20 protein-coding genes are annotated in these 23,897 nt (G+C 64.9%); 11 read left to right on the plus strand and 9 right to left on the minus strand.

All coding sequences use genetic code 11. The features are described 5' to 3' along the window. Positions 1–161 precede the first annotated feature (161 nt). On the minus strand, positions 162–713 hold the full coding sequence (locus BXA07_RS20025) for a GbsR/MarR family transcriptional regulator (protein ID WP_170909696.1): 552 nt from the start codon (positions 711–713) through the stop codon (positions 162–164). Between the two features lie 137 nt (positions 714–850). Here BXA07_RS20025 and cydD point away from each other — a divergent pair, with 137 nt between their 5' ends. The 6 genes from cydD (at position 851) to BXA07_RS20055 (ending at position 9,493) form a co-directional block, all read left to right on the plus strand. Then, on the plus strand, positions 851–2,551 hold the full coding sequence (gene cydD / locus BXA07_RS20030) for a thiol reductant ABC exporter subunit CydD (RefSeq protein ID WP_076570200.1): 1,701 nt from the start codon (positions 851–853) through the stop codon (positions 2,549–2,551). Next, positions 2,548–4,230 carry an amino acid ABC transporter ATP-binding/permease protein gene (locus tag BXA07_RS20035; RefSeq protein ID WP_076570203.1) on the plus strand — a complete coding sequence of 561 codons (1,683 nt, stop codon included), beginning with the start codon at positions 2,548–2,550 and terminating at the stop codon, positions 4,228–4,230. Before cydD ends, BXA07_RS20035 begins: the two co-directional genes overlap by 4 nt. Before the next feature lie 126 nt (positions 4,231–4,356). Further along, positions 4,357–5,934, plus strand: a complete 1,578-nt coding sequence (locus tag BXA07_RS20040; protein ID WP_076570206.1) for a cytochrome ubiquinol oxidase subunit I — start codon at positions 4,357–4,359, stop codon at positions 5,932–5,934. A 13-nt stretch (positions 5,935–5,947) separates the two neighbouring features. Further along, on the plus strand, positions 5,948–7,102 hold the full coding sequence (gene cydB, locus BXA07_RS20045) for a cytochrome d ubiquinol oxidase subunit II (RefSeq protein WP_076570208.1): 1,155 nt from the start codon (positions 5,948–5,950) through the stop codon (positions 7,100–7,102). 173 nt (positions 7,103–7,275) lie between these two features. Then, positions 7,276–7,401 carry a cytochrome bd-I oxidase subunit CydX gene (gene cydX, locus BXA07_RS20050; protein WP_076570210.1) on the plus strand — a complete coding sequence of 42 codons (126 nt, stop codon included), beginning with the start codon at positions 7,276–7,278 and terminating at the stop codon, positions 7,399–7,401. A 532-nt stretch (positions 7,402–7,933) separates the two neighbouring features. Continuing rightward, a complete protein-coding gene (locus BXA07_RS20055) occupies positions 7,934–9,493 on the plus strand; it encodes a methyl-accepting chemotaxis protein (protein WP_244556345.1) in 1,560 nt (519 codons plus the stop codon). 40 nt (positions 9,494–9,533) lie between these two features. Here BXA07_RS20055 and BXA07_RS20060 read toward each other — a convergent pair whose 3' ends face one another. After that, the gene (locus tag BXA07_RS20060; RefSeq protein WP_076570302.1) at positions 9,534–9,713 is read right to left on the minus strand and encodes a hypothetical protein; all 180 of its coding nucleotides are present in this window, start codon (positions 9,711–9,713) and stop codon (positions 9,534–9,536) included. A gap of 165 nt (positions 9,714–9,878) precedes the next feature. Between BXA07_RS20060 and BXA07_RS20065 the strand changes: the two genes are divergently transcribed. After that, entirely contained in the window at positions 9,879–10,598 is a 720-nt protein-coding gene (locus BXA07_RS20065; RefSeq protein WP_076570212.1) for a hypothetical protein, read from the plus strand. Between the two features lie 2 nt (positions 10,599–10,600). Here BXA07_RS20065 and BXA07_RS20070 read toward each other — a convergent pair whose 3' ends face one another. After that, a complete protein-coding gene (locus tag BXA07_RS20070) occupies positions 10,601–10,975 on the minus strand; it encodes a DUF1294 domain-containing protein (RefSeq protein ID WP_076570214.1) in 375 nt (124 codons plus the stop codon). A gap of 57 nt (positions 10,976–11,032) precedes the next feature. Further along, the gene (locus tag BXA07_RS20075; RefSeq protein ID WP_076570215.1) at positions 11,033–11,599 is read right to left on the minus strand and encodes a methylated-DNA--[protein]-cysteine S-methyltransferase; all 567 of its coding nucleotides are present in this window, start codon (positions 11,597–11,599) and stop codon (positions 11,033–11,035) included. Between the two features lie 95 nt (positions 11,600–11,694). Here BXA07_RS20075 and BXA07_RS20080 point away from each other — a divergent pair, with 95 nt between their 5' ends. Further along, complete coding sequence (locus BXA07_RS20080; RefSeq protein WP_076570217.1) at positions 11,695–12,453, plus strand: nucleotidyltransferase domain-containing protein; 759 nt, start codon at positions 11,695–11,697, stop codon at positions 12,451–12,453. 9 nt (positions 12,454–12,462) lie between these two features. Here the strand turns inward: BXA07_RS20080 and BXA07_RS20085 are convergent, their stop codons facing one another. Further along, the gene (locus BXA07_RS20085; protein ID WP_076570304.1) at positions 12,463–14,703 is read right to left on the minus strand and encodes a TonB-dependent siderophore receptor; all 2,241 of its coding nucleotides are present in this window, start codon (positions 14,701–14,703) and stop codon (positions 12,463–12,465) included. 325 nt (positions 14,704–15,028) lie between these two features. On the opposite strand from BXA07_RS20085, the gene BXA07_RS20090 reads away from it, so the two are divergent. Beyond that, the gene (locus tag BXA07_RS20090) at positions 15,029–15,856 is read left to right on the plus strand and encodes a hypothetical protein (protein WP_139335667.1); all 828 of its coding nucleotides are present in this window, start codon (positions 15,029–15,031) and stop codon (positions 15,854–15,856) included. A 2-nt stretch (positions 15,857–15,858) separates the two neighbouring features. Here BXA07_RS20090 and BXA07_RS20095 read toward each other — a convergent pair whose 3' ends face one another. The 4 genes from BXA07_RS20095 to BXA07_RS20105 form a co-directional block, all read right to left on the minus strand. Beyond that, positions 15,859–16,257 (minus strand): bacteriohemerythrin, encoded by a 399-nt coding sequence (locus tag BXA07_RS20095; RefSeq protein WP_076570220.1) that lies wholly within the window; start codon positions 16,255–16,257, stop codon positions 15,859–15,861. Between the two features lie 288 nt (positions 16,258–16,545). Continuing rightward, a complete protein-coding gene (locus BXA07_RS30860; protein WP_170909697.1) occupies positions 16,546–16,701 on the minus strand; it encodes a hypothetical protein in 156 nt (51 codons plus the stop codon). 151 nt (positions 16,702–16,852) lie between these two features. Then, the gene (locus tag BXA07_RS30310; RefSeq protein WP_070222074.1) at positions 16,853–17,038 is read right to left on the minus strand and encodes a hypothetical protein; all 186 of its coding nucleotides are present in this window, start codon (positions 17,036–17,038) and stop codon (positions 16,853–16,855) included. Between the two features lie 126 nt (positions 17,039–17,164). After that, a complete protein-coding gene (locus BXA07_RS20105) occupies positions 17,165–19,699 on the minus strand; it encodes a PepSY domain-containing protein (RefSeq protein WP_083708423.1) in 2,535 nt (844 codons plus the stop codon). Between the two features lie 529 nt (positions 19,700–20,228). On the opposite strand from BXA07_RS20105, the gene BXA07_RS20110 reads away from it, so the two are divergent. Further along, positions 20,229–22,580: a TonB-dependent receptor gene (locus tag BXA07_RS20110; protein ID WP_076570223.1), complete on the plus strand. Its 2,352-nt coding sequence runs from the start codon at positions 20,229–20,231 to the stop codon at positions 22,578–22,580. A 163-nt stretch (positions 22,581–22,743) separates the two neighbouring features. Then, positions 22,744–23,844, plus strand: coding sequence for a branched-chain amino acid aminotransferase (locus BXA07_RS20115; protein WP_076570224.1), 1,101 nt, complete (start codon positions 22,744–22,746; stop codon positions 23,842–23,844). Positions 23,845–23,897: the final 53 nt, after the last annotated feature.

Genomic DNA, 23,897 nt, shown 5'->3' on the forward strand with positions numbered 1-23,897 from the left:
ATGTAAATTAATACAATTTAAATAATACTATTGGTTCGCTTGACAATATCGCATACGGCTATGTCTGGCTGTGCCAGCGACCGCCGGCAGGCGGGCAGGAAATGGCGTGACAAGGCGTGCCGCTTGTGCTAGCGGCGCCTTGGGCAGGGGGAGGGCGCGCTTCAGTCGCTGTTGTTGCTGACGCCAAACAGGCGATCCTTGGCGTTGAGCAGTTTTTGCACCTTGGCGCCCATTTTCATCAGTTGCGCCATCGATTCGGGCGACAGGCGCTGCAAGTCGTCGAACCAGGTGTTGGCCAGGTCGACCAGTTCATACATTTCGCGCATGCGCTCCTGCGCGTACTGATCCACGGGTTCCGTGGCCGGCGCCAGCAGCGATTCGCGCAGCACGGTCAAGGTGGGCGCCACTTCGCGGCGGCGGCGCTCGGCGGCCACGACGCGGAAGATTTGCCACACGTCGCCCAGCGAGGAAAAATATTCGCGCCGGTCGCCGGGAATGCGCGACTGGCGGATCAGGCCCCAGCCCTGTAATTCCTTCAGGCCGATGCTGACGTTCGAGCGCGAAAAACTCAGGTGCTCCGCAATTTCATCCGCGTGCAAGGGATGCTCCGCGACAAACAACAAGGCGTACACTTGCCCTACCGTGCGGTTAAAGCCCCAGCGGCTGCCCATCTCGCCGAAATGGCTGACGAAGGTGAGGATCAGCGGCGTCATTTGGATATTTTGAGTTTTCATAATTATCTGAATTTTTTCACGCCAGACTGCCAGGGTCAATTGATATATGTCATGTTTCGCAGTATTATACAAAAAATCGAATTTACAGAAAATTCTGAAAACTCAAGAAGTATAAGATGCCGACCTCGCCTTTGTCCTTGCCCCGCTTTGTCCTGCCCCGCGCCGCCAGCCTCGTGCAAGGCGGTGCGGCCCTGTTATGGCTGCCCCAGGCGGCGTTGCTGGCCTGGGCCCTGCAAGCCATGCTCGATGGCGCACCATGGCGCGCGGCCCTGTTGCCAGCGTCCGGCGTGCTGCTGCTGGGCGTGCTGCGCGCCTGGGCCGAGGCGTGGGGCGCGCGGCGCATGTACGCGGCGGCGCGCGAGCACCTGTCCACCTTGCGCGCGCAGGTGGCGCAGGCGCTGGCGCGCCGTTCGCCGCTGGACCGCCAGCGCGCGCAGTCGGGACAGGCGGCCAGCGTCATCGCCGAGCAGGCCGAAGCCATCGTGCCGTATCTGGTGCGCTACAGGCCGGCGCGCTGGAAGGTGATGACCGTGCCGCTCGTGATTCTCGCCGTCGTGGCGCCGCTGTCGTGGATCGCCGCGCTGATCCTGCTCATCGCCGCGCCCCTGATCCCCGTCTTCATGGCCCTCGTGGGCATGGGCGCGCAGGCGGCAAGCCGCGCGCAGATGGTGGAAATGGGCAGCATGAACGCCTTTCTGCTGGACCGTTTGCGCGGCCTGGCCACCTTGCGCGCGCTGGGCGCCGTGGACGCTACCGCCGAGCGGCTGGACGGCTCGTCGCAATCCGTGCGCCGGCGCACGATGGTGGTGCTGCGCATCGCCTTTTTGTCGTCGGCCGTGCTGGAACTGTTTTCTGCGCTGGGTGTCGCCATGGTAGCCGCGTTTATCGGTTTTTCCTTGCTGGGCAGCATCAATTTCGGCACCTGGGGCCGTGAACTGACGCTGGGGCAGGGCATGTTCATCCTGCTGCTGGCACCGGCCTTCTTCGAACCGCTGCGCGAACTGGCCGCCGTCTGGCATGACAAGGCGGCCGGCGAAGCGGGCCTGGCCGGATTGAGCGACCTGGCCGAAGGCGGCGTGGCCTTGCCCGGCGCCGGCGTGGCAACGGCTGCCGTTTCCGCCGCCGCCATGGCGGTGGCGCCGCCGCCCGCGATTGACATCCATCAACTGTGCTTTGCCCACCCTGGCGAAGCGCCCGTGTTCGACGGTTGTGACTTGACCGTGGGCGCCGGCGAGCACGTGGCCCTGCTGGGCGCCAGCGGCGCCGGCAAGACCACCTTGCTGTCCCTGCTGGCCGGCCTGCTGCCCGCCAGCGGCGGCGAGATCCGCATCGGCGGCGTGCGCCTGACCGACAGTACCGTCAATACCTTGCGCCAGCGCATGGCCTGGATGGGCCAGCGCCCGCACGTGTTTGCCGCTTCCGTCAGCCAGAACGTCACGCTGGGCCGCAGCGGCGCCGGCGGCAGCCCCGCGCAGGTGACGCAGGTGCTGCACCTGGCCGACCTGGCCGGCGTGGCCCAGGCGCAGCCGGCCGTCATGCTCAGCGATGGCGGCCAGGGCCTGTCGGGCGGCGAAGCCGTGCGCCTGGCGCTGGCCCGCGTGGCCCTGCATCCGCATGCGGACCTGCTGCTCGTCGATGAACCGACGGCCCACCTGGACAGCGAAACGGCGGCGCGCGTCACGGACGCCCTGCTGGCACTGGCGCAAGGCAAGACCATGCTCGTCGCCACGCACGATCCCGTGCTGGCGGGCCGCCTGCAGCGCACGGTGCACGTCGATGCGCCGGCGCAGGCACTGGAGCAGGAACAGCCGGCATGAAAACTTCCCTCATGCTGAACCCCGTCCTGCGCCAGCTGCTGCTGGCCCAGCCAGGCAAGCTGATCGCCGGCGCCGTGCTGGCGGCCCTGACGGTGGTGGCCGGCATGGCCCTGCTGGGCTTGTCCGGCTGGTTTATTACCGCCACTTCGATTGCCGGCCTGCACGCGTCCACCGCCATCGTCTTCGACGTCTTCGGCCCGTCGGCCGGCATCCGCCTGCTGGCCATCGGTCGCACGGGTTCGCGCTATGCGGAGCGCCTCGTCACGCACGACGCCACGTTTGCCGCGCTGGCGGCCATCCGCGTGCAGCTGTTCCGCGGCTGGTCGCGCCCCGAGGCGGCGGGCCGCCTGCTGCGCCAGCCCGCCAGGCTGCTGTTCCGCCTGACGGCCGACATCGAGGCCCTCGAAGCGCTGTATTTGCGCCTGCTGGTGCCGGCCTTTTCGGCCCTGTGCGCGGCCTTGCTGGCCGGCGTGGCGCTGGGCGTCATGCAGTGGCAGCTGGGCCTGGGCCTGGCGCTGTGGCTGCTGGCCGCCGGCGGCGGCATCAGCTGGGTGGTGGCCCGCCGCGCGCGCCGGCCCGCCATCGTGCGCTCGCGCGCCATCGAAAAATTGCGTTCCGGCGCCATCGACCTGGTGGCCGGACAGACGGATCTGGTGATGGCGGGCCGCATCGACGCCCAGTGCGACGCGCTGGCGCAGATTGACCGCTCGCTGGCGCAAGCCGATTTGGCCCTGCAGCGCCTGGACACGGCGGCCGGCGCCGCGTATGGCGTGGCCGGCAGCGCGACCTTGGCCGGCGTGTTGCTGGCCGTGGCGGCGCTGGCGCAGCAGCAGGCGCTGAGCATGCCTGCGGCGGCCTTGGCCCTGCTGGTCGCCCTGACGGCCGTGGAGCCGTTCGCGGGGCTGCGCCGCGGCGCGCTGGAAGCGGGACGCATGCTGCTGGCCATGCGCCGCCTGGCGCCGCGCCTTGATGCACGCGAAGCCGCCGCGCCGCCCGCTGACAGCACGGCTGGCCTGCGCCTGGAACGCGTCAGCGCCGCGCATGCGGGCAGCAATGTTGCAATTTTGCATGACATATCGCTGCATATCGGGCAGGGCGAGCGCGTGGCCGTGATCGGTCCCAGCGGCGCGGGCAAGTCCACCCTGCTGGCCATCGCCGCGCGCGAGCTGGCGCCGCTGTCGGGCTGCGTCAGCGCACCGCGCGCCTGCCTGCTGACGCAGAAGACGGAACTGTTCCAGGACAGCCTGCGCGACAACCTGCGCCTGGCCGACCCGTCCGCCAGCGACGCGCAGCTGTGGCAAGCCTTGCACGCGGCCGGCCTGGACGAGGAAGTGCGGGCCTTCGCGGATGGCCTGGACACCATGCTGGGCGAGGGCGGCCTGGGCCTGTCCGGCGGCCAGGCACGGCGCTTGGCGCTGGCGCGCCTGTTCCTGCACGAATCGACGTTGTGGCTGCTGGACGAAGCGACGGAAGCGCTCAATGCGCAGACGGCAAGCGACGTGCTGCAGCGCCTGCGTGCGCGCAGCGCGGGGCGCACCTTGCTGATCGCAAGCCACTTGCGGCGCGAAGCGGCGCTGGCGGACCGCCTGCTGCGCATCCGCGACGGCCGCATCGTCGAGGATGTGCGGCGCGGCACGGCGGCGTTCGAGGCGGCGCTGGCCGGCTTGCGCGCAGATTAAGGAATAAGGGAAAGACGGGAGACACAGGCGGTGCCGCACGCCAGCCTGAGGGCGGCGGAACCAATCGAACTACATCAGATAGATACCAAGTTTACAATTACAGCAGGGAAACACCAAGGAAATCATATGGACTTCGATATTGTCGCTTTATCCAGACTGCAGTTTGCGCTGACAGCTCTGTACCACTTTATATTCGTTCCGCTGACGCTAGGCCTGTCAGTGATCCTCGCCATCATGGAAACCGTGTACGTGATGACGGGTCGCACCATCTGGCGCGACATGACCAAGTTCTGGGGTGTCTTGTTCGGCATCAACTTCGCCATGGGCGTGGCGACGGGCATCGTCATGGAATTCCAGTTCGGCATGAACTGGAGCTACTACAGCCATTATGTGGGCGACATCTTCGGCGCGCCGCTGGCCATCGAGGGCTTGATGGCCTTCTTCCTGGAAGCGACCTTCGTCGGCCTGTTCTTCTTCGGCTGGGACAAGCTGTCGAAGCGCGGCCACCTGGTCACGACCTGGCTGGTGGCCATCGGCTCGAACTTCTCGGCCCTGTGGATTCTGATCGCCAACGGCTGGATGCAAAATCCCGTCGGCGCGGCCTTCAATCCGCAGACCATGCGCATGGAAGTGACGGATTTCGGCGCCGTGCTGACGAATCCTGTTGCACAGGCGAAATTCGTGCACACGGTGTCGGCCGGCTATACGGCGGCGGCCATCTTCGTGCTGGGCATTTCCGCCTGGTATCTGCTCAAGGGCCGCCACGTGCAGCTGGCCAAGCGCTCGATGACGGTGGCCGCCTCGTTCGGCCTGGCCGCCACCCTGTCGGTGGTGGTGCTGGGCGATGAAAGCGGCTACCTGTCGTCCGAACATCAAAAAATGAAGCTGGCCGCCATCGAGGCCATGTGGACCACGGAGCCGGCGCCCGCCGCCTTCACGGCCTTCGGCTTCCCCGACGCGAAAGCGCGCGAGACGCATTACGCCGTGCACATCCCGATGGTGATGGGCCTGATCGGCACGCGTTCGCTGACGACGGAAATTCCCGGCATCGAGCAGCTGGTCGACCGCGGCGAGCTGCTGATACAGGACGGCATCAAGGCCTATGACGCGCTGCAGACCATCCGCAGCGTGACGCCGGGCAGCCCCGTGCCGCAGGACGCGAAGGACGTGTTCGAGTCGAAAGGCCAGTCCCTGGGCTATGCCTTGTTATTGAAACGCTATGTCGACGATCCGCGCCAGGCCACGCCCGAGCAGATCCGCAAGGCCGCGCTCGACACCGTGCCGCCCGTCGGGCCCCTGTTCTGGTCCTTCCGCGTGATGGTCGGCCTGGGCATGTTCTTTATCTTGTTGACCGGTACCTTCTTCATCCTGTCGACGCGCCGCACGCTGGACAAGCACCGCTGGCTGCTGAAACTGGCCGTGTTCGCCATCCCGCTGCCGTGGGTGGCCATCGAGGCGGGCTGGATCGTGGCCGAAGTGGGCCGCCAGCCATGGGTCATCGAAGGCGTGCTGCCGACTGCCGTGGCCGTCTCGAACCTCGGTGCGACGACCTTGCTCATTACCATCGCCGGCTTTGCCGCCATCTACACCGTGCTGTTGATTATCGAAATGAAGCTCATGCTCAAGGCCATCCGCAAGGGGCCGGACGAGACGGCGCCGGCCCCCGTGCCAGCGGCCGCAGCCATTCATACTCAACGCGCCTAAGGAGGGCCAGACCATGATTTTGCATGAAATGATTTCGTATGAAACACTGCGCCTGATCTGGTGGCTGCTGATCGGCATATTGCTGGTGGGCTTTGCCATCACGGACGGCTTCGACCTGGGCACCGGTATTTTGCTGCCCTTCGTCGGCAAGACGGACCTGGAGCGCCGCGTCGTCATCAACAGTATCGGTCCCGTGTGGGAAGGCAACCAGGTGTGGCTGATCCTCGGCGGCGGCGCCATCTTTGCCGCCTGGCCGCAGCTGTACGCCGTCTCGTTCTCGGGCTTTTACCTGGCCATGTTCGTCATCCTCGTGGCGCTGATCGTGCGTCCCGTGGCGTTCAAGTTCCGCAGCAAGCGCGAAGACCCGCGCTGGCGCGCCCGCTGGGACGCGGCCCTGTTCGTGGGCGGCTTCGTGCCGGCCCTGATCTGCGGCGTGGCCATCGGCAACGTGCTGCAGGGCGTGCCGTTCCGTTTTTCGCCGGACATGCACATCTTCTATGACGGCAGCTTCTTTGCGCTGCTCAACCCGTTCGCCTTGCTGTGCGGCCTCGTTTCGGTGGCCATGCTGGTGATGCACGGCGCCACCTGGCTGCAGCTGAAAACGGACGGTGCCGTGGCGGAACGTTCGCGCCGCTACGGCAGCGTGGCGGCGATTGCGACTGTCGTGCTGTATGCGGCCGCCGGCGTGGCCCTGTGGCTGTGGGTCGATGGCTACCGCGTCACCAGCGCCGTCGTCGCCGACGGTCCGTCGAACCCGATGCTGAAAACGGCGCAAGTGCACGTGGGCGCCTGGTTCCTCAACTTCGCGGCCCACCCGTGGACCTGGATCGCTCCTGCGGTCGGCCTGCTTGGCCCCTTGCTGGCCTTCGGCTTGCTGCGCGCGCGCCGCGAAGTGCCGGCCTTGCTGGCCAGTGCGGCGGCCATCGCCGGCATCATCCTCAGCGTGGGCGCGGCCATGTTCCCGTTCATTTTGCCGTCGTCGATCGACCCGCGCGCCAGCCTGACCGTGTGGGATTCCTCGTCCAGCCACATGACCCTGTTCATCATGCTCGTTGTCACGGCCGTCTTCATTCCCCTCATCGTGGCCTACACGACGTGGGTGTATAAAGTGCTGTGGGGTAAGGTTGACGGCAAAGCCATCGAAGACGACACCGGTCACGCTTATTGAGAACACCTGACTCAACCTGCTGCGCGTCGCCCTTTGCGGCCGGCGATGCTCACCGTACTGGAGTACGGTTGCGCTTCTCGGCCACACATCGCTGCCGCCCGCGACGTTTTTGTTAGGTGTCGTTAGTTTGATCGTAAAAACGATCAAGCTGGAATTGAATAAAGGAAATAATTATGTGGTATTTCGCCTGGATACTGGGTCTTCCGCTGGCGGCGACCTTCGCCGTGCTCAATGCGATGTGGTATGAAGTCGCCGATGGCGACACGACGCCCGAGCAGTACCGCGACACGCCCAAGTAAGCGCGTGCCGGCTTGACTGGCCCCGCCCGGCGCGATGGTTTTGCCATCGCTGCCCGGCGGGGCTTTTCTATGGTTTCCGCATTTCCCGAAAGCAAGCACCGCAATCAGCAGGCTGTGAGGCGCGGCGAAAGGCGTTGTGCGGCCAATACAGAACGCGTCACCGTCGCGCCAGAACGTCACGGCTCCCCGCCGCATTCCCGCCGCCCGGTCCCTGCATCTCCAACGCCCACCCCTGCCGTTCGCGGCAGCCGCGCGCAGGGGAGGGAAGCGCCAGAATGTGTTTTCATGCCGATGTCACGGCTCTTTACCTAAATTTATGTTCTTTGTGTTTTTTATTTACTTATTTGTGAATTTTAATTAAATTCGCACTAAATTGTCAGGCTTCACTGTAAAATAAGTTGCCTGTCATAAAAATAGAATGAATTTTTAGTAAGTTGTCGCGGCGTCGGCCGAGCGCCTGCCATCCGTGCGCGAGCAGTGCCGCCCCGGTCGCTGAACCAGACGCGAGCATAGTTAATTTAAGGAAAACATCATGAGCATGCTAAGAGGACTCAAACTAACGCACCGCCTGGCTGTGCTGATTGTGATCTTTTCAGTCGGTTTCATCCTCTATGGCCTATGGTCGTTCAAGACTCTGCAAGAATGGAAAGTGAACGGCCCTGTCTATCAGAAAATTGTGCAAAGCAAGGATCTGATTGCGGACGTGTTGCCACCGCCGGAGTACATACTGGAATCGTACCTGGTCAGTTTTCAGCTGCTGGCGACCGAGGAGCGTGCCGAACAGGCGCAGTTGATCGCCCAATTCAAGACGCTCAAGCATGATTACGATGAACGCCATGCATTCTGGAAAGGGGAGACACTGGATGCCGATATCGCCGTGCTGCTGCTGGACAAGGCGCATGCGCCGGCGCTGGACTTCTACACGGTTGCACTGCAACAATTCATTCCCGCAATCGAGGCGCAGGACAAGGCTGGCGCCGCCGTTGCCATGAAAAAAATGACGACGAGTTACGCCCGGCACCTGCAGGCCATCAAGCAACTGGTCGAGTTGACCACCCAACGCGCGTCGGCAATAGAGGCGGAGTCGGGCGCGCGCATCACGGTGGCGAGCAGCCTGCTGCTGGCGATACTGCTGCTCTCGCTGGGGACGGCGATCGTGGTGGCTGTGCTCATCAGCAAGAGTATTACCAAGCCACTGCGGGACGCCGTGCATGTTGCCCGCATTGTCGCTTCCGGTGACCTGCGCAGCCATATCGCGACCGACTATCGCGACGAGCCGGGCGAACTGATGCGTGCTTTGAAAAGCATGACGGAGAGCCTGCGTCATACGGTGGGCCGTGTGCGTGGCGGTACGGAAACCATTTCGACCGCCTCGCAGGAAATTGCTGCTGGCAATCTGGACCTCTCGGCCAGAACGGAGGCTCAGGCCGGTGCACTGGAGCAAACGTCGTCGGCGATGCAGCAATTGACCAGCACGGTGCAGCAGAATGCCGAAAGCGCCCAGCAAGCCAATCAACTGGTTTTGTCGGCGTCAGCGGTTGCGGTGCAGGGCGGGCAGGTGGTCGAGCGTGTCGTCGCGACCATGGTATCGATCAAGGACAGCTCGAACCGTATCGTCGAGATCATTTCCGTGATCGATGGCATCGCGTTTCAGACGAATATCCTGGCCCTGAACGCGGCGGTGGAAGCGGCGCGCGCCGGTGAACTGGGGCGTGGTTTTGCTGTCGTCGCATCGGAAGTGCGCGCCCTGGCGCAACGTTCCGCCAGTGCCGCCAAAGAGATCAAGCAGCTGATAGCGGAATCGGTCGAAAAAGTCGAGCTTGGCAGCAACCTGGTCGATGAAGCGGGCGGCACGATGAAGCAAATCGTGTCCTCGGTCCAGCAAGTGGCGGGCATCATGGGAGAAATCGCCGTCGCCAGCAACGAGCAGAACGATGGCATCAAACAGGTGAATCAGGCCATCAGCCAGATGGATGCGGTGACCCAGCAGAACGCCGCCCTGGTCGAGCAGGCAGCAGCGGCAGCGGCCAGCATGCAGGAGCAGGCGGACAGCATGATGCAGGACGTGCGCGTATTCAAATTGCTGGCGTGACCTCAGTGTCCGGCCTCGTGCCGCAAGACAGGCAGGGGACTCAGGCCGGCGTCTTGGGTGGAGGGTTTGGTACGGCAACAGCAATCGGGTCGCTGGCCGGAAAGCTCTCCTTCAGCGCTTCATCGAGCGCTTCCTCGGCGTGGCTTTCGCCGGCCGGCGTGGGCGAATCGCGCTCCGGAGGCGGGGCGGGCGTGGTGGCGGCGTTGGTGCTCGAATGCATGATATTCCCCTCGCGGTGGTGCGCCATGCGGCCGGAGCGGCCTTGGCGCGGACGGATGCTTCCAGCCTAGCACATCGCGCAAAAAGCGCGCGCCCGCTGCGCCCGCCGCAGGGGCGGACGGCGGCGTCTGCTACACTGCGCTCCCCTTTGACCGACGGAACCGCCATGACTTCCCTATCCCTGCCGTACCGTGCCACCGCCCTTGACGCCTGCGCCTGGCTGGCGCAACAGACGGGCACGCCGTGGACCCTGGCGCGTTTGCTGGAGCAGGGCGGCTTGCCGTACGTGTGGCTCGATTACAGCGAGGCGTGGGCCGAACTGTTCCATGACGGCGTGACGCGCTATGCCGCGCCCGTCGTGTTCATCGAGGACAAGCAGCACCTGGCCTCGGGCGCCGGCGACGTGTGGCTGCGTTTTACGCGCGACTCCAGCAATATTGCCATCGAACTCAAGGCGCCGGGCCTGCGCGCACCGCTGGACGGCCTGCACTTCCAGGAGCGCGACCTGTTGCGTTTGCTCAAGGAACTCCAGCATCCGCAGCCGGCCGAAGCGGCAGCGGACAGGGCGCCCGTGGTCTTGCCCAGCGCCCTGAAGGGCCTGGGGCGCGAGCAGATACTGATTGCCTTTGCCGGCGTGGGCAAGGTCGACCTGGACAAAGGCATGGCCGGCGGCGTGGGCATCTTTGGCGACGATGGCGCGCGCGTGCGCAAGAATTCGCGCGGCGGCAAGAACAGCCATGTGTGGCATCCCGTCACCCTGGCGTTCGGCTTGCACGACGTGCACCGCGTGCCGATGGCGCACCTGAAGAAGGCGTTCGCCACGCAGCCTTTGCTGCGCGAGTGGAAGGCGGACTGGCTGGAATCGCTGCGCCTGCTGGGCGAGTGACCTTATAACTCGATGGGCGCCACCTCGGTGCCGATATCGGGCGCCGCGTAATGCATGCTGAAGTACACGAAAGCGCCGATATTGAGGGCGACCGTGAGCCAGAACACGATGCGGAACGAGCGCTTGCTCGACTTGTGGCGCAGCCATTGCTGCGCCAGCACGGCGCCCGGCCAGCCGCATAGCAATCCCAGCAGCAGCAAGGTGCGCTCCGAGGTGCGCCAGCGCCCTTGTCTTGCGGCCGACTTGTCGATCGCATAGGCAACGAAACAGCCCAGGCTCAGCACGCCATACGCAAGGGCGACCAGGGCGGGGATGTGGAAGAAAAACGTGGCCAGCAAATACAGGACGACAAAGAACAGGATGACAAGGTAGGGCATAGGATGGGTCGGCTTGAGCGGGGACGTGAGTATCCCACACGGGAGCGATGTTGCCGACTAAAATAAACAGCCTTGCGCCGCATCAACGTGCATGGCGCGGCGGCGCGCATGGCCCGTCTTCAGCGCTTCACGGTCGCTCGACAGGGCGATGCCTTCCAGCGCCAGCAGGGTTTCCTTGGCATGCAGGCCGCCCGCAAAGCCCGTCAGCTCGCCCGTGGCGCCGATGACGCGGTGGCAGGGGGCGATGATGGAAATGGGATTCCTGCCATTGGCGGCGCCCACGGCCCGCACGGCGGCGGGGCGGCCGATCTGCCGCGCGATCTCGCCATAGCTGCGCGTCTGGCCATACGGTATCGTCAGCAGCGCGCGCCACACTTCCTGCTGGAAGGGCGTGCCGGCAAAATCGAGCGGCACGTCAAAATGCTGGCGCGTGCCGGCGAAATACTCGCCCAGCTGGCGCGCCGTCTGCTGCAGCACGGCGCTGGCGCCATCGGCGCGCATGGCGCCCAGGCGCACGCGGTTGGGCTTGTCGTTTTCCCACAGGATGGCCGCCAGTGCCGCGCCGCGCGCCACCAGGGTCAGTTCGCCCACGGGCGAGGGCACCACGATGCAGTCGTATTCCATGTTGCTTCCTTGGTCGGAGAGCGCCAGTGTAGCAGGCTGGCGGCGGCCTGCGTATTGCGTGTAGGATAGTGTTTTATCGACATGGAGCACCGGCTTTGACGACGATCCCCACCTACGACGCCATCCGCGCCATTGCCGCGCGGCTGGTGCAGCAGCGCTACCCCACGGCCGTGGCGGCCATCATCGGCGGCTCGTTCGCCACGGGCCGGCAAACGCCCACTTCCGATATCGACTTGCTGCTGCTGTTCGAGCACGTCGATTGCGCCTGGCGCGACACCCTCGTGGCCGAGGGGCGCACGGTGGAACTGTTCGCGCACGACCTGGCCACGTTCACGTATTTCTGCAAGGAAATGGATGCGCCGGGCGGCACGGTGCCGCTGGCGAGGATGGTGGTGGAAGGGGAAAACATCGTCGCACCCGCTGCGCAGTACGCGCAGCTGCTTGCGCTGGCGCAAGCCATCGACGTGGCCGGGCCGCCCGTGCTCGACGCGGAGAACCTGCGGCGCCGCCGCTACGCCGTCACCACCGCGCTGGAAGACCTGGTCGACAGCACGCACCCGGGCGAAGCGCTGGCCGTCGCCTGCCAGCTGTACCAAGCGCTGTCCGACCTGCGCCTGCGCGCGGCGGGGCAGTGGAGCGGCGGCGGCAAGCACCTGTTCCGCCGCCTGCAGGCGTTCGATCCCGCCATCGCCGGGCAGCTCGACGGCGCGCTGCGCCTGGTCGCGGGCGACTTGCCGGCCGGCCAGCAGGCGTTTGCACAAGTGACCGCCGCCGTGCTGGCGCCCGTGGGCGGCCCCCTGCTCGACGGATTTTTCCTGCCGGCGCCCGCGCACTGGCGCAGCGCGCCGGCGTGATGGCCGCGCTTAGAACGCCGTGCGCACGGCCAGGCTGATATTGCGCGGTTCGCCCCAGAACACGCCGTCGAAGAAGCCCACGTTGCGGTAGTACTTTTTATCGAGCAAGTTATTCACGTTCAGCTGCACGCTGGCGTGGCCGCTGAGCGCATAGCTGGCCATGGCGTTGACCAGCGCGTAGCCGGCCTGCGGGATATTCGTGATCTCGCCCGATGGCGGGCGGCCGTACCACGATGCGCTGTAGGTGGCGCTTTGCGCCGTCATGCTGGCACCCGCCTTCAGGCCGGCCAGGCGGCCGTCGAAGCGGTAGCTGGTGGCCAGGCGCAGCAAATGGCGCGGCTGCGTGGTGGCGGCGCGGCGGCCATCGGCCTCGGCCGCGTGCAGATAGGTATAGCCGCCGCTCGCTTCCCAGGCGGGAGTCAACTGGCCGGAAACGTCGAATTCCACGCCCTTGGCTGTCACGCCCGTGCCATTGGCCACCATGGCCTGGCCGCCGTCGGGCAGCAAAAAGCCGGGCGGCACGCTGCGGTCCAGCTCTGCCATGTTCTTTTTCTTCGTGTGGAACAGGGCGGCAGACGCGTTCAGCTTGCCTTCATAAAATTCGCCCTTGACGCCCAGTTCCGCGTTGTCGCCCGTTTCCGGCGCCAGGAACCGGTTGTTGCGGTCCTTGCTCGATTGCGGGTTGAACAGCTGCGTGAAGCTGGCGTAGGCCGAATACTGCTTGTTGACGTCGAACACGGCGCCCACATAGGGCGTGACTTCATTGCGCGTTTCCACGAAGTCGCCGCTGCCCGTGTACACGCCTTGCGTGTTGTAGCTGCGCGTATCCGAGCGGTAAGTGCTGCTGCGCGCGCCGATGATCAGGTGCAGCGGGTCGGCCAGGCTCAATCGCGTGGCCACATAGCCGCCCGCCAGGCGCGTGACGGTTTCCGTGTGCGAGCCGTCCGGGTGGAACACGGGGCGGGGAATGTTGCCCGTCCAGTTGCGGTAGTCGGGGACGAAGTCCGGGTAGTTGATTTCCGCTTCGCCGCCCAGCGAGCGGGCGCGCTGGTTGTCGCCGTTCCAGCCGATGATGGCAGTGTGCTTGCGCCCCAGCAAGGTGAATGGGCCGCTGGCGTAGACGTCGAAATTGTCGCCCGTGGTCTTGCCCGGTCCATAGGCGCCCGTCCACAGGAACATGCCTTCGCCCGTGGCCGGATCGGGCTTGCCGCCGCCCGCGTAGGCGACGGTGGTGCGGTTCGTGCTTTCCGTGCGCGCATAGCCCAGGTGCAGATTCCAGTTGCCGGGCAGGCGCTGGTCCAGCGACGTGAAGATGGTGTGCTGCTTGTTGGCCCAGGTGCTCCATGGCGTCGTGAGGCTGGTGTTGCGCGGCAAGTTCGCCAGGCTGCCATCCGCATTCCAGTAGGGCACGGCGCCCCAGGTGGCGCCCGTCGGCTGGTTGTCCTGGAAGTCGACGCCGGCCGTCAGCAGGCTGCCGGGACGCACGTCCGCCTCGACGATGAGCATGCCCACTGTCTTGCGCTCGTGATACATGTCCAGGTAGGAATCGCGTTTTTGCCACGCCAGGGCCGTGCGCGCGCGCACGCTGGCGTCCGCGTTCAGCGGCGTGGACAGATCGGCTTCGAAGCGCTGGTCATCCCAGCGGCCCATGATGAGACCGGCGCTGGCCTGGAATTCTTTCGTGGGCCGCTTGCGTACCATGTTGATGGTGGCCGACGGGTCGCCCTTGCCGCCCATCAAGCCCGTGGCGCCGCGCACGACCTCGATGCGGTCGTACAATATCGTGTCTTGCAGCGGGGCATTGCCGCCGCGCGCCATGCCGTCGATCTGGATATTGTTGATGCCGAAGCCGCGCGCATAGAACCGCGTGCGCTCCGTGTCGTTCTGGCCCACCTGGATGCCGGTCGTTTGCGCCAGTGCCTGGTCCAGGCGCACGGCGCCCAGGTCGTCGAGCAGCTGGCGCGTGATGACGCTGACCGATTGCGGCGTTTCGCGCAAGGTCAGTTCCATGCGCGTGGCGCTGCGCGCTTCGCCGGCCGTGTACGACTGCGTGCCTTCCGTGCCGGCCGTCGACTGGCCCAGCACGGTGACGGCGGGCATGGTGACGGGCGTGTCGCCGGGTAGGGCATCGGCCGCCTGTGCCGGCAAGACCATGGCGGCGGCCAGGCTGAACAGGGCGAGGCGCAAGCGCTGCGGCAGGGGGTGCAAGGCGGGATGGGGGGCGGGGCGAAGTTCTATAGTTGATTGCATCATATTCCTGGAGTATTTTTAGTCGTCGTTTTCCTATCTCGTCTGGCAAGTGGCGCAGTAGCTGGGGGGATGGCGTGAGGCTGGCCCGGGGTCTGGCTCGGATAGCAGTTCCACGGTGAGGCCCGGCGCGGATGGGCGTGGAAAAGACAATGCGCGGCATTCCTTTCACCATATTGTGAATAAGAATCATTATCAATATAAGGTGGATGTGACAAATAAGCAAGCGTGCGCACCAGAAGAGTGCATGCCGGCCAGACGGCGGCGCATAGGCGGAGCTTCTGCGATAATGCGGATGCTGAAAAATTTTCCTAATTGAAAGAAATGCATGCGTACTTGGATAGCCTGTGCAGGATGGTTGTGTGTCGTGTCGCTGGCCCAGGCCCAGGAACACGCGCCGACGCCGGCCGTTCCCGTGCCGCTGCACGGCGCCAGCACTCCGCCCGCTCCCGCGCCTGAGCCGCCGCCGGCCGCCGCCACGGCGTCCGCGGCGGAGGCTGCGCCGCAGACGGTGACGATCACGGCCAGCAGCGAGCAGAAGGCGCCGCGCGTGCGCTTCATGGCATACCGGGAAAGCTATCTGACGGCAAGGAAGGTGTGGCAAGTGTCAAGCGGCAACGTAGTGATGGCCTTGCGGCTGATTCCAGCCAAGCTGAGCGCTACCATCGACGACGTGCGCGTGGCCTTGCAGGGCACGGGCGCGCCGCTGCCTGTCAAGGTCTCGGAGGGCGGCGTGTTTGTCGTGCCCCTCAGCGATGATATCGCCGCCCAGGATGGCAGCTTTTTCGTGAACAAGGGCAAGGGCGAGTTGACGGCGAACATCGTCATCCAGCCCGCCGTCGCGCGCGACGCGTGGAATGTCACGCGCATCGGCCAGGTCTTGCACGACGCCAGGCGGGCCGTGCGGGCCATCACGCCGTGGTACAAGCGGCCGTTCGCCAATGAAGTGCAGGCGCTGGCCTTTTGCGCGGCCGAGCGGGGCAGCGCGCTGCAGCTGGTCGAAGGCGAGCAGCTGATCGCCACCCTGCCCATGAACGAGCCGGCCGTCAACGACATCAACCAGCCCGTGTTTTGCAAGATTTTCGACGGTGAAGATAAATACCCGGGACACTACCGCGTGGTCTTGCCCCAGCAGGCGACGGTGCTGCTGCTGTAGCGCTAGTCGGGCTGGCGCTGCACCAGTTCCAGCGCCGCCGCCAGGGCCAGGTCCATCGTGGCCTGGTGAAAGATCAGCCATTGCGGCAACAGCGACAGCGCATGGCGCCCCTGTTCCAGGTCGCCTTCATCGACGGCGGCCCAGGCATGGTGCAAGCCGCTGAGCACGCGCGCATGCTGCTCGCGGTGATTCGCCAGCGAAGGAAAGCCGATTTCCTCCATCAAATCCTCTTCCTCGCGGAAATCGCGCTCGACAGCCGCGATCAGGTCGCGGAATGCAGCACTGAAATGCTGGTCGCTCAATTTTCCCAGCCGCGCCAGTTCCAGAAACAGCGCCTCATGCGCCTCGTCGATGGCGGGCACGCCCAGCGCCATCTCATCTTTCCAATACGATACGCCCATACCTGACCTCCCCGTTAAACCCGTCCCGAAGCGAAGCGGGCTGTTCCAGTGTGGACGCAGCGCAGGTCGAAATCCATGATCTGGATCAAAAGTATGGCGAAGAGGGGAACAGGAAAGCCGCCGGCGTAGAGAACAATTTCCCACCCGCAACAAAGCGGTTTTTAAAGGTGAACACCACTAGCGAGCGCCGCTGAAAAACACCGCTGGCAAGGCGTCTTTGACGCAGACAGTACGCTAGTACGGCAAGTCAAAGCAACGCAGCCAGCGACGTTTTCTCAGCCGCGCGTATTATTGCTTGGGCCAGTGGGCCCACATGCCCTGCGCATCCACATTCGGTACCTGCAACTGCTGCCCGGCCGACGTCTGCATCGTATCCCTCAGCACGAGGGGCACGAGCATCAGCGCCGACAAGGCCAGACAGAGCAGCACTTTGAGCGTCAACATGGTCGTCTCCCGGTGCGCCGGCGGCGGCGCGGGGATGCGGCGCCTGCCGGTCACTCTCATACGTACTACCATGCTTGCAGTTTAGTTCATCTGATTGAAACTTCAACTAGTTGCTGTGATGCACTGCACCAGTTGCCGGCCGTGCTGCTCGCTATTTGGCCTTGCGGCTGCGCCGGGGCTTGCCGGCGGCGGGCAGGAAGGAATCGAACCACACTTGCGTCAATTGCCGCGTATTTTTCGCCGCCTCGCGCTTGACGGCGGCCGTCGCATGGCCGCGTGCCGTGTTGGCGATGCGGTTGGCGGCGCTCAGGTACATGCTCATCCAGGGGTTTTTCATGGGAGACCTCGCAGACAGTGAGTGGGCAGGCGGTCTTGCCGCCATGCCCCTACTGTAGCCCGATGGCTGGCGCCGACCGTGCGGCGGCCCACACAAGCAGGCCGTGGCACGGGTGTCTGGCTTGCGTCAATACACATCGCGGCGGTAACGCCCGGCCGCGAGCAGGGCGTCGAGTCCGTCCTGGCCCAGTACTTCTTGCAGCACAGCATCGATTCCTGCCGCCATGCCGTGCAGGCTGCCGCACACGTAGACGATGGCCCCTTGCGCCAGCCAGTCGCGCAGTTCATTCGCGTTGGCGCGCAGGCGGTCCTGCACGTATTCGCGCTGGCCGCCAGCGTTGCCATCGCGCGAGAACACGCGGTCCAGGCGCGCCAGGTGGCCGGCGTCCAGCCAGCCTTGCAACTCTGCGCCGCAGACACTGTCAAAAGCTTGCTGGCGCTCGCCGAACAGCAGCCAGTTGCGCGCCAGTCCCGCCCGCTGGCGCGCGCGCAGGTGGGCGCGCAGGCCGGCCAGGCCGGAACCGTTGCCGATGTAGATGCAGGGCACGTCGACCAGGGCGGGTGCGAACGCGGGATTGGCTTGCAGGCGCAGGCGGATGGGGCTGCCTGGTGGCGCGTAGCGCGTGAGCCAGCCGGAACAGATGCCGTAGCCCTCGTTTGCATCGCCCGCATGGCGTTCCTGGCGCACCAGCAATTGCAGTTCGCCATCGGAGGGCAGCGACGCGATCGAATAGCTGCGCGGCGCGTGCCGGGCATTGCTCCCGTCGCCCTCGCTGCCATCGCCGTTGCATGGAATGATTTCCGCCAGCGCGCCAGCTTGCCAGCTGGCATCCGCCGGACCGCTGAGGACGATTTCATGCAGTTCGCCGCCCTGGCTGCCCGGGTTGAGCAGCGTGCGGCGCACCAGGCGCCACGCGTCATAGGACGCGTCTTCCTGCACGCCGATGGCGTCGATGGCGCTGCCGCTGCAGCGGGCCAGCGCCTGCGACCAGGCGGCCAGGGCGGCGGGGTCGTGCCTGTCCACTTCGATCAGCGGGAATAAAGGCGTGGCGCCCAGCGCGCGCAACTGCCGCTCCAGCGCGTGGCCAAAGCAGCAGAAGGCGCTGTAATGGCGGTCGCCCAGGGCCAGCATGCCCACTTCGAGGCCGGCCAGCGGCGTGCCCGCCGTTTGCTGCAACAGGCGCGCGAAGCGGCGCGTGCCGTCCGGCGCCTCGCCTTCGCCAAAGGTGCTGGCGACGATCAGTGCCCGCTCGTACTGGCGTAATTGCGCTGGATCAAACTGCTCCAGCGACTGCACGTCGACGGCCACGCCCGCCTGTTGCAGGGCGCGCGCGCTTTCCAGGGCCAGGCGCTCGGCCTGTCCCGACTGGCTGGCGTAGGCCACCAGGGTCGGCAAGTGCGTGTCCGTCTTGCCCGGCATGCCAGCGAGCAGCGCGCGCTGCGCCTGCACGGCCCGTTTTGCCTTGCGGCGGCCCAGGTACAGCATCCAGCCCGTGATGGCGAACAGGGGCAGGCCCAGGCTGGCCACGGTGACGATGATGCGGCCGGGCAAGCCGAAATACGTGCCCATGTGCAGCGGATAAATGATGTTGACGAGGCGCGAGCCCAGCGCCTGCTGGCTGTACGGTTCGTTTTCCGTGACCGTGCCGTCGGCTGGCGCAATGCTCATGCGGCTGCGCGCCCGCTCGTGCGGCGCATCGCCGGCCAGCCACGTGAATTGCACGGCTTCACCGGGTCGCACGGGCAGGCGCACCGTGGCCAGGGTCCAGCCGGCGGCGTGCTGCTGGAAACTGTTCCAGGCCAGCCCGATGTCGGCGGCGGGTGCATCCTTTTTCTCGTTGCCCGCACGCTTGGGCGCCTGTGCCGTTCGGGGCGGCTTGCCGGCCCAGGCGTCGATATTGTCGCGCACCACGTCATAGCTCCAATAAATGCCCGTGAGGGTCAGCGCCACGTAGACCACCAGGCACCAGGTACCGGCCACGGCGTGCAGGTTCCACAAAAAGGAGCGGCCTTTCAATGCGGGATCGAAGGTCAGCCACGTGCGCCAGTCCAGCGGACGGCGGGGCCAGCGCAGGTACAGGCCAGACAGCGCAAGCCCCAGCAGGCACAGGGCCAGCGCGCCCGCCACTTGCCGGCCCGGATCGCGGGGCAGCAGCAGCCAGCGGTGCAGCGATTCCGTCCAGTCGAAAAATGCGGCGCCCGCCAGCGCCGGCTGGGTCGCGCCCGTGTACGGGTGCAGATAAACGGACTCGCCGCGCCGCTGGCCGTTCTTCGGCGCGAAGAACAGGCGTGGCGCGCTGCCCGCTTCGGCATGCACGGTGATCGAGGCCACGCGCTGGCCATGTACTGCCCCGGCAATGCTGGCGAGCTGGGCCGGAGTCAGCGGCGCGCGCGTTTCCACGGGCACATGGCGCACGCCGGGGTTCATGGCATCGAGTAGTTCATCCTTGAAGGCGAGGGTGGCGCCGCTCAGGCCGATGAGCACGAGTACCGTGCCGGCCGTGATGCCGATGAACCAGTGCAATTGAAACCAGACCTGCTTCCAGTTCCAGCGCCAGCGCCGTTGTTGCGGCGCGGCGGCATGCTGGCGCCGCTGGCCGGTTTCCGGTGCATCGTCGGTGCTGGCGCGCGGCAGGGGGGATGGAAGGGCGGAGGTCGTCATGGCGGCTTTCGATAGCGCCGCCATGCGGAGCGTCAGGCATGGCGGGAAGAAGGAAGGCTGATATAGTATCGCAAACGAGAATCATTCGCAACTAATGGCCAAGCCTTGGGGCAAGCCAAAATAGCCACGAAATCGAAAAATGCTGACATTGATAATTTACATCACAGTGAAATTATGTAAAAATAAAAATCATTCTCATTCGTACTTATGAACTCATCCTGAATTCCTGAATGTGCACTGCTGAGACTGCCTGACCCACGTGGCAAGCAAGTCGGGCAGCTGTGCGTTTCCCGTGTCCACCATCGACGCTGTCAGCGGCCCGTGCGCGAGCCAGCACGGCTGGCTGTCGCGCCAGCGCAGGACACTTCCCACAGCAATGACAATATTGCGCCCCCACCCGGCTCGCCCCGGGCGCCCGCGCATGACGGTGCTGTGGCAGTTTTGTAGTACCCAAGCAAGCATGGCCAGCCAGGCGCTACGGCGCATTCGCCAGCTATATTCAGCCCACTTGATAGATTGAAAGAAAACGATGACATTGAAACACACCGCAGGCGCCGCCAAGCCAGCCGCTGCCATCCGCAGCCGCAAGCACCAGCAAGCCGCCGCGCCGCGCATGCATGGCACGGCCCTGGCCGCCTTTGCCACCCTCGCCATGCCGCTGGCCTTGCACGCGCAAACGGTGGACAAGCCGCAGCAGTTGCAGGAAGTGAAAGTCATCGGCACGGCTGAGCGCCTGATCCAGGCGCCCGTCAAATCGGCGAACGACAAGCTGACGGCGCCGCTGCTCGACACGCCGAAGTCCGTGACGGTGATTCCCGCCGAAATCATTTCGCAAACGGGCGCTGTCTCGCTGACGGATGCGCTGCGCACCGTGCCGGGCATTACCATCGGCGCCGGCGAAGGCGGCAACCCCGTGGGCGACAACTTGTTTATCCGCGGCTACAACGCGCAGACGGATACCTATATCGACGGTATCCGCGACACGGGTTCGCAATCGCGTGAAATCTTTGCGCTGGAACAAATCGAAGTCGTCAAGGGTCCGAATTCGGCCTACGGCGGACGCTCGTCCGCAGGCGGCGGCGTCAACCTGATCAGCAAGACGCCGAAAGTCGACGATTTCACGAATGCCACGGTCGGCCTGGGCAGCGCCAAGTACCGCCGCGCCACCCTCGATGCCAACCGCGTCGTCAGCGACGACGTGGCCGTGCGCGTCAACGTGATGGCGCATGACGCCCACGTGGCCGGCCGCGACTACATCAACGGCGACCGCTGGGGCATCGCGCCCTCCGTCACGTTTGGCCTGAAATCGGCCACGCAGGCGACCCTCAGCTACTACCACATGCAGTCGAGCGAATTGCCCGATACCGGCTTGCCGTTCAACAACCCGTTCTCGTCGGGCGCGAATGTGGCGAAAAACGGCAACGGCACGCCCGTCAACGTGCCGCGCGACACCTTTTACGGCCTCGTGAACCGCGACTTCCGCGACACGCAGAGCGATATCGGCACCATCGACGTGCGCCACGATTTCGGCAACAAGTTGGTCTTGCGCAACGTGACGCGCTACGGCAAGACCAGCAACGACTACGTGTGGACCCAGCCCGACGATTCCAAGGGCAACACCATGCTGTACGGCACCGTCTGGCGCCGCGCCAACACGCGCACGACCGATACGGACGCGCTGGCCAACGCCACCAGCCTGGGCGGCGAATGGCTAGCCGGCGGCGTCAAGCACACGTACACGCTGGGCATGGAATTGAGCCGCGAAGAAACGGACCGCAGCTCCTACCTGTTCAGCCCGGGGGCGAACAATCCGCTGGAAAAAGTCGGCTCCAGCTGCCCGACCTCTGGCGCGGCCACCCTGTACAACTGCGCACCGTTGCTCAATCCGAACGCCAACGATCCGTGGGTCTACACGCGCTCGGTATCGCCGGCCCGCACGAATATCGTTACCAACACGCGTTCCGTGTACGGTTTCGACACCATCGAGTTTACGCCGCAATGGCTGCTGAACGTGGGCATCCGCTGGGATGACTACAAGAGCGCGCTGAACACGCCGCAATACACGCTCGACGGCAAGACCACGGCCGCCGTCAGCGCCAATGTGCATGCCACGTTCGCCAGCTACCAGGCGGGCCTGGTGTACAAGCCATCGAGCAACAGCAGCGTGTATGTGTCCTACGGCACGTCGTCCACGCCACCGGGCAATGACGGCGGCGACGGCATCGACGGCCTGTCGGTGGCCATCCAGAACCTGAAACCGCAAGAGAGCAAGAGCTTCGAGCTGGGCACGAAATGGGAAGTGCTGCCGGGCGGCCGTTTGTCCGTGAGCGGTGCCTATTTCCAGAGCGACATGAGCAATGCGCGCGTGACGGCGCCCGATGGCAGCACGCAAAACGTGGGCGACAAGCAAGTCAAGGGCATCGAACTGGGCGTGAGCGGCAATATCACGAAGGAATGGTCGGTCTTCGGCGGCTACACGCACTTGAACGCCATCCTGGAAAACAATGGCTACGTGACGAATGGCGTCATCAATGGCGTGACGCAATACGCGCCGTCGCCGTACAACGGCAACCAGTTCCCCACCACGCCGAAGAACAGCGCCTCGCTGTGGACGTCCTACCTGCTCACGCCCGCCATCACCGTGGGTGGCGGCGTGAACTACGTCGACAAGGTCTATGCGAACGTGGCCAACAACAAATATGCGCCGGCCTATACGCGCTTCGACGCCATGGCCAGCTATGTGGTCAGCCGCAACGTGACCCTGCAGCTGAACATCCAGAACCTGACGAACAAGCTGTACTTCGACAAGGTTTCTTCGCCGCACTATGCCGGCGTGGCGCCGGGCCGCTCTGCCACCCTGACGGCCAACATGAAGTTCTGATGCAGTGATTTTGCTGTAATGCAAAAGCGCCGTTTCCACCGCAAGGTGGACGGCGCTTTTTTTGCGCCCGGATTGACACGGGGCGGGGCGCAGTCCCGGCCATCCTCGTTTGCCTGATTAGGCGCTACAATAGGGATACTGTTCACTAGTTCCCATTGCTGCCATGACCACTTCCACACCGAATCTTGTCGTCACCCCATCCGCCCACCCCCTGTCCGATGCCGAACGCGCCGCGCGCATGGCCAATCCGGCCTTCGGCCGCATCTTCACCGACCACATGGTGGTGATTCCTTACCGTGACGGCAAGTGGCAGCAGGGCGAACTGAAGGCTTACGGCCCGCTGATGCTGGACCCGTCCGCCTCGTCGCTGCACTATGGCCAGGCCATCTTCGAAGGTTATAAGGCGTTTGCCCAGCCCGATGGCAGCATCAAGACGTTCCGTCCAGAACAAAATGCCGAGCGCTTCAACCGCAGCGCCGCGCGCCTGGCCATGCCGGCCATTCCCGTCGAGCTGTTCCTGGAAGCGGGCGATGCGCTGATCGCGCAAGACCGCAACTGGGTACCGAAGAACACGGGCGAGAGCCTGTACATGCGTCCGCTGATGATCGCCACCGACCCTTACCTGGGCGTGCGCCCCTCGGAGGAATACCTGTTCGTGCTGTTCGCCTCGCCGGCCGGCGCCTACTTCCCGAAAGGCGTGAAACCCGTCACCGTGTGGATCAGCGAAGACTTCGTGCGCGCCGCACCGGGCGGCACAGGCGAGGCCAAGTGCGCGGGCAACTACGCGGCCAGCCTGATGGCCCAGTCGCAAGCGCAAGAGAAGGGCTGCGACCAGGTCGTCTGGCTCGACGCCGTGCACCGCGAATACATCGAAGAGATGGGCGGCATGAACCTGTTCTTCGTCTACAAGGATGGCGAAAAGGTCACCGTGGTGACGCCGGAACTGACGGGCACTTTGCTGCCAGGCATCACCCGCCGCAGCCTGCTGGAAATGGCGAAAGACCTCGGTTATGCGACGGAAGAGCGTAAATTGTCAGTCCAGCAATGGCGCGACGACATCGCCTCGGGCCGCATGACGGAAGTGTTCGCCTGCGGCACGGCCGCCGTCATCACGCCGGTCGGCGTGGCCAAGGCCAACGGCTTTGAAATGACCATCAACAACAATGAAAACGGCGCCGTCACCCTGGCCCTGCGCGAAGCGCTGCTGGGCTTGCAGCATGGCACGGCTCCGGATACGCATGGCTGGATGCATACCGTCTGCTAAGTTGATGGTGTAATTTTACTACCGCGCCGGCACCCAGTTGCCGGCGTTTTTAT

It is taken from the genome of Janthinobacterium sp. TND4EL3, assembly GCF_900156175.1.
GTDB lineage: Bacteria > Pseudomonadota > Gammaproteobacteria > Burkholderiales > Burkholderiaceae_D > Janthinobacterium.